We start from the raw sequence: 13,167 nt of genomic DNA on the forward strand, positions 1-13,167 counted from the left end.
CGCGGAAGCCGAAGCGGAACCGGGCGCGGAACCGGACCCGGGCGTGGAAGTGGGGACAGGAGCGGGGGCGGCGTCGGCGTCGGGGACGGCGTCGGCGATCATGCTGGCTGCGCCGCCCAGGGCCGAGGCCACGTTGCCCCAGAGCACCTGTGGGGACACCGCGAAGCGGGCTCGGACTGCGGTCAGCACCGGCTCGACCAGTCCGTGTACTGCGGAGCGGTTGATGTCGTCGGCTATGGTCTCGGCGTCGCGCTCCGCGCAGCCGGGGGCCGGCTGGTCACGTACGGCTATGGGAATGGGACCGCTCTCAGCTGGACGCCACCACATGCTCTCGGGAGTCGGCGCCGGCAAGGCGCCGGCGATCGACGCTGCGGCTAGCAGCGGAGACAGCAGACGGGAAGCCAGGCCCAGGAAGACGATCGAGGCGACCACTCGCTCGGGGATGGCCTCGGGGGGCAGGCCGGACATCCGCAGCAATGCCTGCCGGGCGATGGCGACACGCTCGGCTAGCACCTCGGGGTCGCTCAGCGTGGTCAGCGGCTGCCAGTCGGCGGCGCCGTCCCACGGGTCCCAGGTGAAGTAGGGACCTAGCCCGGCGGCAATGCGCAGCGCCTGGCGGGAGTCCACGGCCCCACCCTAAAGGAAACAGGCGCCCCGCCGCCGGAGCGGAAGGGCGCCTGCATCTCGTTACTCAGTGATCAGCACCAGGTCAGGGTGGAGTTGTTGCGGGTCACGTTGGTGACCGTGTTGTTCGAGCCGGTGCACGGGCTCCAGCGGATGTTCGTGTTGGAGACCGTCAGGTTGCGGAACTGGATGCCGGTCGACGGCGAGAACTCGTCGCGGTTGGCGATGCGGACCTCGCCGCCGCCGCTGATCGTGCCGGACACGCCGGCGATCACCACGTTGTAGCAGTTCTCGACGAGCACCGAGTTGTTGCCGGTGTTGGCGATGTCGACGCGGTCGATGGTCGCGCCGCCGCTCTCCGAGACACAGAAGATGCCCCGGCCGCCGCCGCGCGCCTTCACGGTGCCGACCCGGATGTTGTTCGGGTACGAGCTGCCGACCCGGCCGTTGCGGTTGGCCATCCGGAACGCCGCGTAACCGGTGCCGGAGCCCGCGTTGTCCGCGTCGACGGTGCCGACCGTGGCGTTGATCGTCTGGTTCAGCAGCAGGCCGGACTCGCCGACGTTGCGCGCCGTCACGGTGCCGATGTTGATGCCGTCGACGCCGTACGTCTCCACCGCGTGCGAGGAGGCGCCCTGCACGTACACGTTGTCGATCTTGACGTTGCGGGTCCACTGGCTGGTGTCGCCGCGGTTGTCGATGCGGACGCCGAGGCCGCCGGACAGGCGCATGTCGATCTGGCCCAGCCAGACGTTGGTGACGTTGCGCATGAAGATGCCGTAGAGCGGGGCTCCGGACACGTTCAGGTACGGAACCTCGATGTTGCTGACGCCGCGGGCGTAGATCGGGGCGTAGTCACCGCTGCCCGAGCCGGTGACGTTGATCGTGCCGCAGACCGAGAGCGAGGTCCAGTTGGCCAGCGAGATGCGGGCGCCGGCCGAGATCGAGCCGTTGCCGCGGACCACCACACGCTGCATGGAGGTACGCCCGGCGGCGAGACTGCCGATGCCGGCCTGCACGGCGGCGCGGAAGTCGGTGCCGCTGTAGACGCTGGCGCCGGACGCGTTGCGGGCGGTCCAGGTGCTGCCGCTGACGGTCACCTCGGACTGGAACGAGCCGGATCCGCAGCCGCTGGACGGCGGCGGGGTCGTGCCGCCACCACCACCGGTGCCGACCTGGACCATCTGCCACTGCTGGTTGGCGCCGCCGAGGTCGGCGTACTGGGCGATGATCGCACCGTCGGCGGTGGACCACTCCCAGACCTCGACGGCCTTGCCACTGTGCCGGTTGATCAGCCGGACGTGGCCGCCGTCGGAGTCCTTGAGCGTGAACTGCTGGCGGTTGTTGCCGGTGTCGGTGTTCTGCACGAGCTGGGTGCCGTCGTTGACGTTCGGCAGCTCGAGGAAGAGCCCGCTGTGCCGACTCTTGATCTTGTACCACCCGCTGCCGGCGTCGACGAACTGCCACTGCTGCCAGTTGCCGTCGTTCCGGGTGAACTGCGCCATGCCGGCGCCCGCGTTGGTGGCCAGGTTGTAGACGTCCATGGCCTTGCCGCTGTTGCGGTTGACGAAGACGTACCAGGCGTTGGTGTTGACCGTCGCGGCGTTGGCCTGCTGGAGGCCGAACACGGTCGCGGTGGCGGCGAGCGCGGCGACGGTGAGTCCGATGAGTCCGGCGCGCCAGCGGCGGCGGCCGGGGATGCGGGCTGGGGAGGGCACCGCAGCCGGGGACGGAGGAGCTGAAGACATGTGGGGATCCTGTCGATTGCTCGGGTCAGTAGGCATGTGATCGTTCACATCACTGCGTGTCTTGGGAGTCTCCGGATCACGACGATCACTGTCAAGCTCATCAATGTCTTGTGCCCCAATGATCCGCAAGTGCCGATTGAAACGTTTCTCGAAGAGCACCTGGCGGGGACGGCCGAGTGGGCGGAACGGACGGGCTGACCCCTGCCTGAGGCCGCGCTACGCGGCCGCGATCCTGGCAAATGGAATGGGAGAATGTGGGCATGACCGCATGGCAGGACGTTGAAGCGTCGGTTCCGGAGTTTGCCCGGCGGGTGCGTGCTCTGTTTGACGCGCACAAGCACAAAACCCTGGCGACCGTACGCGCGGACGGCGCGCCTCGGATCTCCGGTATTGAGAGCGTGTTCGAGGACGGCGAACTGGTCTTCGGGTCGATGCCGAACGCCAGGAAGGGGGCCGATCTGCTTCGCGACCCGCGGTTCGCGCTGCACAGTGCCACCGTCGACCCGGTCGAGGGCGCCGAGGCGGAGTGGCCCGGCGAAGCCAAGATCTCCGGCCGGGCGCTGCCGGTCGGGACGGATCGGTTTCACGCCGACATCACCGGCGTGGTGCACACCCACCTCAACGAGAAGGCCACTCTGCTCGTCGTCGAGTGGTGGACGCCGGCGGGCGGCCTACGCCGGGTGGAACGGGAGTAAACATAACGTTGAAAACACTTCGTTGACGTGCAATGCTTCGTACATGCCCGAAGTTTTCAGCCGGCCGGATCCCGCCGGGGAGCGCGCCGCGCGTACCTATCAAGCACTCACCCACCTGGCGGCGCGGCACGCGGAGACGCCCCGGCTTCGCTCGCGCCAGGTGCACCCCGGGATGGCCGCGCCGCACGAGGTGCTCCGGCTGGTCGCGGGCCTGTCCGGCGGCTCGATCGTGGCGGCGGCCGGCGAACCACCGGTGGACGACGACGATCTGGTCGCCGCGCTCACCCTGGTGCCGTCGGTGCGCGCCGACCTGGACGCGCTGGAGTTGCAGCTGCTCGAGGCGGCGCGCCGGGCCGGCATGACGTGGCAGGACATCGCGTACAGCCTCGGCTTGAACACACCGCAGGCCGCGCGGCAGCGCTATGAGCGGCTGCTCAGCCGAGACGCTGTGCCAGCACCTGACCCTGCCAGACCTGCCCGCTAGCCAGCGTGACCTCGAACCGGTCGGTCGCGGTGAACCCCTGCCGCTCGTAGTATCCGACCAGCGCCCGGTCCTCCGACGCGAAGCAGTCCACCCGCAGCAACCCCACCCCGCGCTCGCGAGCCAGACGCCGCGCGTGGTCGAGCAGGAAACTGCCAACACCCTTTGCGGCGTACGCCCGGCGCGTCACCAACAGCCTGACGTAAAGCTCGGGCTCGACGGCCGGCGGAACGTACTCGGTGGCGCCACCGACGCCCAGCACGCCCACCACCAGGTCGCCGTCCACGGCCAGGTGCAGTTCCCCGTCTCGGGCCTGCTCCTCGGTCAGCGCCACCCGCCGCGGGTTGGCGGACAGCGGCCGCGTGCCCCACTGATCAGTCCGCCCGAGCGAGACCAGCCACGCCACCGCGTCGTCCAGCAGTTCGAGCACCGCGGGCACGTCCTCGGGCCGGCCCGCGCGAATCCGCGTCATGCCGCGACCCTAGTGTCAGCGGAGCAGGTCGGCGAGGCCCGCCGGATAGAGCGGGCGGTCCGGGGTGAAGCTGTCCAGCGGGAGCCACATCACCTTGGTGCCCGGGTCGTCGCGGATTTCGCCGAGCACGTCCCGGGTGTAGAGCGACTGGTCGGCCAGGCGGCAGTCGAAGACGAAAACTATCTCGTGGCCGGGGCGTCCGAAGGCGTGGAACAGGTTTTCCAGCACGCCCAGCAGGCGCACGTCGAGCAACTCGGCGTTCAGTTCCTCGCGCAGCTCGCGCCGGACGGCCTGCTCGGCGGTCTCGCCGAAATCGATGCCGCCACCCAGCGGCCGGTAGAAGGTCTCGTTCTTCGTGGCGTCCAGGTATTCGAAGACCAGCAGGCCGGTGCCGCGACGCGGGGCGGCCAGGGCGATCGGTCGGATGTCGGGCACCCGCCGCACTTTAGCCGGGCGGCTGGAGCACGCAGAACTCGTTGCCGTCCGGGTCGGCGAGGATGTGCCAGGTCCAGCCGTCCTCCTCGATCGGGGCGTCGGTGAGGCGCCGGGCGCCCAGTTCCAGGACCCGGTTCACCTCCGATTCCAGATCCGGTACACGGAGGTCGAGGTGCACGCGGTTCTTGCCGGACTTCGCCTCCGGTACCCGTTGCAGCAGCACCTCGATGCCGTCGCCGCGCAGTTGCCGATAGCGGCCGGGGCCGGCCGGAGCCGCGGCGGTGTAACCGAGCACCCCGCACCAGAACCGCGCCGATCGGTCCAGGTCGGCGCAGTCCACGACGATCACCAGTTCCATCCGCCCATGCTCCCAAAATCGCTGTCACAGAACCGGATGCTGTCCGGTCCTAGCTGGTGAGGTGCGAAAACCGCTGGATTCAAGAGGGGTACGAGGCACATGAAGATCGCTGTCATCGGTGGTACCGGTCTGATCGGGTCGCAGGTTGTCCGGATTCTGAACTCGCGAGGGCACGAGGCCGTGCCGCATTCGCCGTCGACGGGGCTCGACCTGATCGGGGGCACCGGGCTGGCCGAGGCGCTCGACGGGGTGGACGTGGTAGTCAACCTGACGAACTCGCCCACCTTCGACGAGGCCTCGATCGACTGGTTCCGGGTCTCGATGGACAACCTGCTCGCGGCCGCCGCCACCGCCCGGGTCAAGCACGCCGTCATCCTCTCGATCGTGGGTGTCGACCTGGTGCCGGCGCTCGACTATTACCGGGCCAAGGTCCTTCAGGAGGACGTCCTCAAGGCCGGGCCGGTCCCCTATTCGATCGTCCGGGTCACCCAGTTCTTCGAGTTCATCAACACGGTCCTGTCCTGGGACGCCGACGACAACACCGTGCGGCTGCCGGCCACCCGGATCCAGCCGATGGCGTCGTCCGAGGTAGCCGAGGCGGTGGCCGACGCGAGCGTGGGCGCGCCGCTGCAGGGCACCCGCAGCTACGCCGGGCCGGAGGTCTTCACGCTCGACGAGCTGGGCCGGATCGCGCTGGCCACCCGCGGCGACCGCCGGGTCGTGGTCACCGACGACTCGTCCGGCATGTTCGCGGCTGCCCAGGGCGACGCGCTGATCGCCAAGGACGACGCCACGATCGTCAAGACCACCTACATGGAGTGGCTGAACCGCTAGGGACGGTGCCGGCCCGGCGTCACGCCGGGCCGGCCGGCCCCTCACCGGTCCGAGGTGACGAAGGCCCGGCGCGGCTCCTGCACCGAGGCCAGCGACACGATGTCCCGCCCGAACGCGGCGGCGGTCAGCCACACCGCCAGCACCCGGATCTTCCGCTCCCAGCTCGGCACGGCCAGCACGTGGTAGCCGCGGTGCATCAGCCAGGCCGGCAGGCCCTTGATGACGAGGCCGTGCCACTGGAAGATGCCGCTCCCCAGGCCCAGCGTCGCCACCGTGCCGAGGCTGTCGTGCTTGTACTGCTTGGCGGCCCGGCCACGCAGCGTCGCCACGATGTTGCGGGCCAGCAGCTTTCCCTGGCGCACGGCGTGCTGGGCGTTCGGCACGGTGGCCGCGCCCGGTCTGCCGGCCGCCAGGTCCGGGACCGCCGCGTCGTCGCCGCCCCACGCGTCCGGCACCGGCGCCTCCTCGGTGCCCACCCGCAGGTCGGCCCGCACCCGCAGCATGCCGCGCTCGTCGATGGGCAGGTCGGTGTGGCGGCGCACCATCGGGTTGGCGGCGTTGCCGACCGTCCACACGATCAGGTCCGAGTCGAACTCCGCACCGGTGGACAGCACCACGTGCCCGCCGGTCGCCGAGACCAGCGTGGCGTTCAGGTGCACCTCGGCGCCGCGCCTCTCGAGCTGGCGCACCACCCAGCGGCCCGGTTTGTCGGTGACCTCGGGCAGGATCCGGTCGCGCGCCTCGACCAGGTGGAACCGCAGCTCGTCGCGGTGCAGTTCGGGGTACCTCCGGAGCAGCGCGGTGGCCAGCGACAGCAACTCGCCGAAGCCCTCCACGCCGGAGAAGCCGCCGCCCACGAACGTGACCGTCAGCAGCTTGCGGCGCAACGGCCCGGGCGAGAGGGTCGACGCCCGGTCGAACGCGGTCAGCAGCCGGTCCCGGATCGCCACGGCCTCCTCGACGTGTTTCATGCCGATGGCCTGCTCGGCCACGCCGGGGATGCCGAGCTGCCGGGTCACCGCGCCGGCCGTCACCACGATGATGTCGTACGGGAGATCGAACTCGGCGCCGTCGGCGGGCCGGATCGTGACGGTCCGGTGCTCGTGGTCGATCGCCACCACCGAGCCCGAGACCACCCGGGACTTCCGCAGGTGCCGGCGCAGCGACACGGCCGCATGCCGGGCCTCGACCGAACCGGCCACCACCTCGGGCAGGAACGGCTGATAGGTCATGTACGGCCGCGGGTCGACCACGACCACCCGGGCCTCGTTCCGGCGGAGTTTGCGCTCCAGGTGCCACGCCGCGTAGAAGCCGGCGTACCCGCCACCCACCACCACTATCGTCTGCATACTTCAAGGACAATCGGGCGTACGCGTTTGTGACGTGAGTCCGGACACGCCGCCGAGCTTCGCCGGGTTGAGCAGCCAGAGCACCTCCTCGATGCCGTCCGCCGAGACGATGACCGTGCACCACCCGGAGACCACGCCGTCGCGCCGCAGCACCGCCGACGCCTGCCCGTTCGTGGTGATCCACTCGACCTCGACGCCGTCCCAGTACCAGGACGAGATGGTGGTGAGGAACCGGGCCACCTTGACCGCGCCGACCACCGGGTGCCGGGAGACCTGGTGCCTGCCGTTGCCGTCGGACAGGCTGGCCACCCGCGGGGTGAACAGCCGTTCCAGCTCGGCCATCTGCCCCGAGCGGGCGGCCTCGATGAAGGTGGTCAGCAGTTCGCGCTGGGCCGCCGCGCTGACCGGCGTGCGTCGTTCGGCCGCCATGTGCTTGCGGGCCCGGCTGACCAGCTGCCGCACCGCCGGCTCGGTGGATTGCAGGATCTCGGCGATCTGCCCGTACGGGTAGTCGAAAGCCTCCCGGAGCACGTACGCCGCGCGCTCGTTCGCGGTCAGCTTCTCCATCAGCATCAGCGCCGCGAACTCCAGCGCCTCGCCGCGCTCCGCGCCCAGGTAGGGGTCGGCGCTGGTGTCGACCGGCTCGGGCAGCCAGGGCCCGATGTACGTCTCGCGCCGCACCCGCGCCGACTGCAACGCGTTGATCGCCAGCCGGGTGGTGGTGGTCGCCAGGAACGCGGCCGGGTTGAGCACCGCGCTCCGGTCGGTGGCCTGCCACCGCAGCCAGACGTCCTGCACCAGGTCCTCGGCCTCGGCCGCGCTGCTGAGCATGCGGTACGCGATGCCGAACAGGCGCGGTCGCAGGCCGGTGAAGATGGTCGCGGCCTCGTCCAGATCCGTGGTCACCCCGCCATCGTCACAGATCGGGGCGCCGTCCGGTCTGTGCTCGTGACCACTGCAATAGATGAGGGAGACACGTATGAACCCCACCGTTGTCCTCGTCCACGGCGCGTTCGCCGAGTCGGCTAGCTGGGCCGGCGTCGTCGAGCGGCTGCACGGGCGCGGCCTCACCGTCGTCGCCGCGGCCAACCCGCTGCGCAGCCTCTCCGGGGACGCCGCGTACGTGCGGGACGTCCTCGCCGGGATCGAGGGGCCCGTGGTGCTGGTCGGTCACTCGTACGGCGGAATGGTGATCAGCGAGGCCGCCGCCGGGAGTGAGAAAGTCGCGGCGCTGGTGTATGCCTGCGCCTTTGCGCCCGATACGGGCGAGTCGGCCTTCGGGCTGTCCACGAAGTTCCCGGGGAGCACGCTCGGCGAGGCGCTCGGCGCGCACCCGGTCTCGACCGGCGGCGTCGAGTTCTTCATCCGGCCCGAGGTGTTCCACCACCAGTTCGCCGCCGACGTGTCCGAGGCCGAGGCCGCGCTGATGAGCGCCACCCAGCGGCCGGTGACCGAGGCCGCGCTCGCCGAGGAACTGCCGGCCGCCACGCCGGCCTGGCGGTCAATCCCGTCCTGGTTCGTCTTCGGCGACGAGGACCTCAACATCCCGGTCGCGCTGCACCGGTTCATGGCCGAGCGGGCCGGTACCAAGGGTGTACGCGAGGTGGCCGGCGCATCCCATGCGATCGCCTCGTCCGAGCCGGAAGCCGTGACGGCAGCGATCCTCGAAGCGGTCGACGCGGTCGCTCGCTAACGGCGGCCGGGGCGGGTTGATCGGCCACTCAGAATTCACAGACTCTCCCTCAACGACGATGCGGGCAGCGGGAACCAGCGCAATGCCTCGAAATCGGCGGACAACCGCCCGGCCTCGTCGCCGTCGTCGAGGTCGGGCCGGGCATGGAACAGATCACTGGCCGCGGCCAGGTAACCGGCGAGGACGTCCTCGCCGGCCTGGTCGCGGCGCGGCGGGGCGGACAGCAGGCCGTCGAGGCCGCCGGTCAGGCGCAGCGGCGGCTCGTCCGGTTGCGCGTGGTGCCGCCACCGGCCGGTGTGCGGGTCGAAGAGGTAGTCGGTGAGCAGGCGGTGGCCGTGCTCCGCGAGCAGCTCGACCGCGTCCACCAGGTAGTCGCGTACGGCCTCGGTGATGAAGTAGTTGAAGTTGACCCGCACCCAGCCCGGCTTGATGCCGTCGCAGCCGTGCCCGATCTCGTCCTGGAACGCCCGCGAGCCCTCGTCGTCGATGCCGAGCAGCCGGTGGCCGTACGGGCCCGCGCAGGAACAACCGCCCCGCGCCTGGATGCCGAACAGGTCGTTGAGCAGCGCCACCACGAAGTTGTGGTGCAGGTGCCGGCGGCCGTGCCGGACCCGGAACGAGACGATCGACAGGCGCGCGGCGTCCCGGTTGCCGAGGATCTCCAGGCCGGGATGCTCGCCCCAGCGGCGCAGCGCGTACCGCCACAGCAGTTGCTCGCGGGTGTGGATCAGCTCGGTGCCGACCGCCCGCTTGAGCGCCACCACCAGGCCGGCCCGGATCGACTCGACGATCGCCGGCGTGCCGCCCTCCTCGCGGGCCACCGGGTCGTCGAGGTAGCGGTGGCCGGTCGGCCCCACGAAGGTGACGGTGCCGCCGCCGGGCACGCTCGGCACCCGGTTGCGGATCAGATCACGGCGCACCACCAGCACCCCCGGTGTCTGCGGTCCGCCGATGAACTTGTGCGGCGAGAGGAAGACGGCATCCAGGCGGTCGTCCGCCATCCGGATGGGCACGTACGGCGCGGCGGCCGCGAAATCCCAGAAGGAGAGCGCGCCGTGGCGGTGCAGCAGGGCCGCGACCGGGCCGGTGTCGGTCAGGATGCCGGTGACGTTCGAGGCGGCCGAGAAGCTGCCGATCCGCAGCGGGCGGTCCGCGTACGCGATCAGCAGGCGCTCCAGGTCGGCCAGGTCGATGTGCCCGTCGGCGTCTTCGCCGACCGGCACCACGTCGGCGATGGACTCGCGCCACGGCAGTTCGTTCGAATGGTGCTCGAACGGACCCACGAAGACGACCGGGCGGTCCTCCGGGGTGCCGATTTCCATTCCGGGCACCCGCAGTTCGAGGATCGCCACCAGCTTGTTGACCGCGGCGGTCGCCCCCGAACCGCAGAAGATCGCCGCGTGCTCGCCGGTGCCGCCGACCGCGTCGAGCACGAGGGCGCGGGCGTCCTCGCGCAGCCGGGTGGTCTGCAGGCCGGTGCTCGAACTCTCGGTGTGCGTGTTGCCGTACCGCGGCAGCACCCGGTCACGGATGAAGTCCTCGATGAAGTCCAGCGCCCGGCCGGACGCGGTGTAGTCGGCGTAGGTGATCCGGCGCGGCCCGTACGGCCCGTCGAGCACCTCGCCGTCACCCACGATCCCGGCCCGGATCCGTTCCAGCCACGGCGACGTCGGTAACTGTTCGTCTGCGTTTGTCATCGTCCCTCCCCGGAGGACCAGCTCAGAGTAGGGGGCTCAGGCGAGGGATAGGAGGTCCGTTTTACCTGGTCCGGGGCCACCCGAACGGACGATCAGGCGGGGCGGCGTACGGTGTCGGCATGACCGGGACGCTGCTCCTGCTGCGCTTCATGCTCCGGCGTGACCGGATCGGGCCGCCGATCTGGCTCGTGGCGGCCACCCTGCTGGTCCTTGTCCAGTCGACCCAGAGTCAAAATCTGTACGGCACGCCGGAGAGCCTCGAGCAGCTGCGCCAGACCATCGGCGGCAACACCGCGGTGATCGCGATGAGCGGCCCGACCCGGCTGCTCGGCTCGATCGGCGGCGAGGTGGTCTTCGAGATCTTCGCGTTCGCCGCGATCGTGGTGGCGCTGATGACAATGTTCCTGGTGGGCCGGCACACCCGCGTCGAGGAGGAGACCGGCCGCGCCGAACTGGTCCGCTCCGCCCGGGTGGGCCGGCAGGCTCCGCTGATGGCGGCGCTGGTGCTGGCCGGACTGGCCGACCTCATGGCGGGTGCGCTGGTGTTCGCGGCGGCGGCCGGCACCGGGCTGCCGGTCGGTGGCTCGCTGCTGTTCGGGGCGGCGATCACCGGGGTCGGTTTCACCTTCGCCGGGTTCACCGCCGTCGCCGTGCAGATCTTCGAGAGCAGCAGGGCCGCGTACGGGGTGGTGGGCGCGCTCCTGGGAGCCGGGTACGCACTGCGGGCGGCGGGCGACGTGGGCAGCGGCGCGTTGTCCTGGCTGTCGCCGATCGGCTGGGGGCAGCGGACGTTCCCGTTCACCGGCGACCGGTGGTGGCCGCTGCTGCTCCCGCTGAGCTTCGCGGCGCTGCTGCTGACCGCCGCGGTCGTCCTGCTGGGCCGGCGCGACGTGGGTGCCGGCCTGGTGCCGCCCCGGCTGGGCCGGGCCACCGCGGCCGGGTCGCTGCGCAGCGCGTACGCCCTCTCCTGGCGACTGCAGCGCGGCGCCCTGGCCGGCTGGGCGGTGGCGCTGGGCCTGCTCGGGCTCGCGTACGGCTCCATCGGCAACACCATCGAGCAGTACATCCGCGACAACCCGGCGGTCGCCGAGCTGCTGCCCGGCGGCGCCGGCGACGTGCTGAACGCCTACCTGGCCCTCACCGCCGGGATGGCCGCCGTGCTCGCCTCGGCCTACGGCGTCAGCAGCACGCTGCGGGTCCGCGCCGAGGAGACGTCCGGCCGCGCCGAGCCGATCCTGGCCACCCCGACCAGCCGCCACACCTGGCTGGCCGGCCACCTCAGCGTCGCGCTGACCGGCAGCGCCCTGGCCCTGCTCACCTTCGGCGTGGGCGAGGGCATCGCGTACGGCCTGACCGTCGCGGACCCCGGCCAGGTGCCGAGGCTGGCCGCGATCGCCCTGGCCTACCTGCCCGCGGTCTGGCTGATCATCGCGCTGGCGGTGCTCGCGGTCGGCTGGACGCCCCGGCCGAGCGCGATCGTGGCGTGGGCGGCGGTCGCCTACTGCGCGGTGGTCATGCTGTTCGCCGACTCGTTCAACCTGCCGTCGTGGGTGCAGCGGGCGTCACCGTTCGCCCACACGCCGCAGGTCCCCTTGGAGGACCTGACCGCGGCGCCGCTGGTGGTGATCGGGCTGGTCGCGGCGGCGTTCGTGGCGGCCGGCCTCGCCGGCCTACGCCGCCGCGACATCGGCTACTGACCGGCGGCGACGGGTTCGCGGCGCGGCTCGCTGCCGGGGCTTTCGGCGCGCACCGCGGACAGGGTGGACGCGACCTGATGGACGACCGCGGTCAGCGGCACCGCCAGGAACGCGCCCGCGACACCGCCGGTCAGCGCGCCGGCGGTGACCGCGACCAGCACCACGGCCGGGTGCAGCCGCAGCGCCTTGCCCATGATCAGCGGCTCCAGCAGGTTGCCCTCCAACTGCTGCACCAGGATCACCGCGCCGAGCACCAGCAGCGCGTCCAGCGGGCCGTTGGCGGCCAGCGCGACCAGGACCGCCACGGCGCCGGCCACGGTCGCGCCGAGCACCGGCACGAACGCGGCCAGGAACGTCAGCACGGCCAGCGGCAGCGCCAGCGGAACGCCGATCAGGATCAGCGCCAGACCGATACCGAGCGCGTCCACGGCGGCCACCGCGATGGTGCCGCGGGCGTACTTGGCCAGGGCGTTCCAGCCGTTGCCGGCCGCCTCGCCCCAGCGCTCGCGGGACGGCTCGGGCAGCCGGCGCAGCAGCCAGTCACCGATCTTCGGCCCGTCCTTGAGCAGGAAGAACATCAGCACCAGGGCGAGCAGCGCGGCGCCGACACCCTCCACCAGCGACATCGCCGAGGCGGTCGGGTCGGGCGCCGACGACTGCACCGACTGGCCGACCCGGTCGAGCGCGGCGGAGAGCTGCTGCTCGCTCACCCCGAACGTGCTGACCAGCCATTCCTGGGTACGGCCCCAGCCCTGCTCCAGTTGGGCCGGCAACTCGCTAGCTTGCTTGGCCACGGTCGGCCACATCAGCACGGCCGGCACGACCAGGACGGCCAGCAGCAGCAGGACCCCGCCGAGCGCGGCCAGCGACCGGGGCAGCCAGCGGTCGAGCAGTTCGGTGACCGGTTGCAGCAGTGCGGCCAGCAGGGCGGCCACCACGATGGCCATGGTCAGTGGGGCCACCAGCACAGCGATCCGGATGACCAGGAACGCGGTGGCGGCGATCAGCAGCACGCAGGCGCAGGCGAGGGCCGCGTAGCGCAGCGACCACGGCAGCTTTCGAACGGGCTCGATGTTCACGCCCC

14 protein-coding genes are annotated in these 13,167 nt (G+C 71.2%); 5 read left to right on the forward strand and 9 right to left on the reverse strand.

Going from position 1 to position 13,167, the window contains the following annotated elements; genetic code table 11:
- The coding region (locus tag Ari01nite_RS37420; protein ID WP_203787365.1) for a hypothetical protein at positions 1 to 627 on the reverse strand (627 nt) is incomplete at its 3' end.
- A gap of 71 nt (positions 628 to 698) precedes the next feature.
- Complete coding sequence (locus Ari01nite_RS37425; protein WP_203787366.1) at positions 699 to 2,372, reverse strand: RICIN domain-containing protein; 1,674 nt, start codon at positions 2,370 to 2,372, stop codon at positions 699 to 701.
- 260 nt (positions 2,373 to 2,632) lie between these two features.
- On the opposite strand from Ari01nite_RS37425, the gene Ari01nite_RS37430 reads away from it, so the two are divergent.
- Together Ari01nite_RS37430 and Ari01nite_RS37435 are read left to right on the forward strand one after the other, a co-directional pair.
- The gene (locus Ari01nite_RS37430) at positions 2,633 to 3,067 is read left to right on the forward strand and encodes a pyridoxamine 5'-phosphate oxidase family protein (RefSeq protein WP_203787368.1); all 435 of its coding nucleotides are present in this window, start codon (positions 2,633 to 2,635) and stop codon (positions 3,065 to 3,067) included.
- Between the two features lie 43 nt (positions 3,068 to 3,110).
- The gene (locus Ari01nite_RS37435) at positions 3,111 to 3,551 is read left to right on the forward strand and encodes a DNA-binding protein (RefSeq protein ID WP_203787370.1); all 441 of its coding nucleotides are present in this window, start codon (positions 3,111 to 3,113) and stop codon (positions 3,549 to 3,551) included.
- Here Ari01nite_RS37435 and Ari01nite_RS37440 read toward each other — a convergent pair.
- The 3 genes from Ari01nite_RS37440 to Ari01nite_RS37450 are packed head-to-tail and all read right to left on the reverse strand — an operon-like array spanning position 3,502 to position 4,813.
- Entirely contained in the window at positions 3,502 to 4,020 is a 519-nt protein-coding gene (locus Ari01nite_RS37440; protein WP_203787372.1) for a GNAT family N-acetyltransferase, read from the reverse strand. The two genes, Ari01nite_RS37435 and Ari01nite_RS37440, sit on opposite strands and share 50 nt — an antisense overlap.
- 15 nt (positions 4,021 to 4,035) lie before the next feature.
- Positions 4,036 to 4,455 carry an NUDIX hydrolase gene (locus Ari01nite_RS37445; protein WP_239163344.1) on the reverse strand — a complete coding sequence of 140 codons (420 nt, stop codon included), beginning with the start codon at positions 4,453 to 4,455 and terminating at the stop codon, positions 4,036 to 4,038.
- 10 nt (positions 4,456 to 4,465) lie between these two features.
- Positions 4,466 to 4,813 (reverse strand): VOC family protein, encoded by a 348-nt coding sequence (locus Ari01nite_RS37450; RefSeq protein ID WP_203787374.1) that lies wholly within the window; start codon positions 4,811 to 4,813, stop codon positions 4,466 to 4,468.
- 99 nt (positions 4,814 to 4,912) lie between these two features.
- Here Ari01nite_RS37450 and Ari01nite_RS37455 point away from each other — a divergent pair, with 99 nt between their 5' ends.
- Positions 4,913 to 5,647 carry an SDR family oxidoreductase gene (locus Ari01nite_RS37455; protein WP_203787376.1) on the forward strand — a complete coding sequence of 245 codons (735 nt, stop codon included), beginning with the start codon at positions 4,913 to 4,915 and terminating at the stop codon, positions 5,645 to 5,647.
- Between the two features lie 41 nt (positions 5,648 to 5,688).
- Here the strand turns inward: Ari01nite_RS37455 and Ari01nite_RS37460 are convergent, their stop codons facing one another.
- Together Ari01nite_RS37460 and Ari01nite_RS37465 are read right to left on the reverse strand one after the other, a co-directional pair.
- Positions 5,689 to 6,996, reverse strand: coding sequence for an NAD(P)/FAD-dependent oxidoreductase (locus Ari01nite_RS37460; RefSeq protein ID WP_203787378.1), 1,308 nt, complete (start codon positions 6,994 to 6,996; stop codon positions 5,689 to 5,691).
- 3 nt (positions 6,997 to 6,999) lie between these two features.
- Positions 7,000 to 7,902 (reverse strand): sigma-70 family RNA polymerase sigma factor, encoded by a 903-nt coding sequence (locus tag Ari01nite_RS37465; RefSeq protein WP_203787380.1) that lies wholly within the window; start codon positions 7,900 to 7,902, stop codon positions 7,000 to 7,002.
- Between the two features lie 73 nt (positions 7,903 to 7,975).
- Between Ari01nite_RS37465 and Ari01nite_RS37470 the strand changes: the two genes are divergently transcribed.
- The gene (locus Ari01nite_RS37470; protein WP_239163345.1) at positions 7,976 to 8,689 is read left to right on the forward strand and encodes an alpha/beta fold hydrolase; all 714 of its coding nucleotides are present in this window, start codon (positions 7,976 to 7,978) and stop codon (positions 8,687 to 8,689) included.
- A 35-nt stretch (positions 8,690 to 8,724) separates the two neighbouring features.
- Here the strand turns inward: Ari01nite_RS37470 and Ari01nite_RS37475 are convergent, their stop codons facing one another.
- Positions 8,725 to 10,386 carry an aminotransferase class V-fold PLP-dependent enzyme gene (locus Ari01nite_RS37475; protein WP_203787384.1) on the reverse strand — a complete coding sequence of 554 codons (1,662 nt, stop codon included), beginning with the start codon at positions 10,384 to 10,386 and terminating at the stop codon, positions 8,725 to 8,727.
- Between the two features lie 119 nt (positions 10,387 to 10,505).
- Between Ari01nite_RS37475 and Ari01nite_RS37480 the strand changes: the two genes are divergently transcribed.
- A complete protein-coding gene (locus Ari01nite_RS37480; RefSeq protein ID WP_203787386.1) occupies positions 10,506 to 12,083 on the forward strand; it encodes an ABC transporter permease in 1,578 nt (525 codons plus the stop codon).
- Here the strand turns inward: Ari01nite_RS37480 and Ari01nite_RS37485 are convergent.
- Complete coding sequence (locus Ari01nite_RS37485) at positions 12,077 to 13,162, reverse strand: AI-2E family transporter (RefSeq protein ID WP_203787388.1); 1,086 nt, start codon at positions 13,160 to 13,162, stop codon at positions 12,077 to 12,079. The two genes, Ari01nite_RS37480 and Ari01nite_RS37485, sit on opposite strands and share 7 nt — an antisense overlap.
- Positions 13,163 to 13,167 lie beyond the last annotated feature (5 nt).

The organism is Paractinoplanes rishiriensis (genome assembly GCF_016862375.1).
Taxonomy (GTDB): Bacteria; Actinomycetota; Actinomycetes; order Mycobacteriales; family Micromonosporaceae; genus Actinoplanes; species Actinoplanes rishiriensis.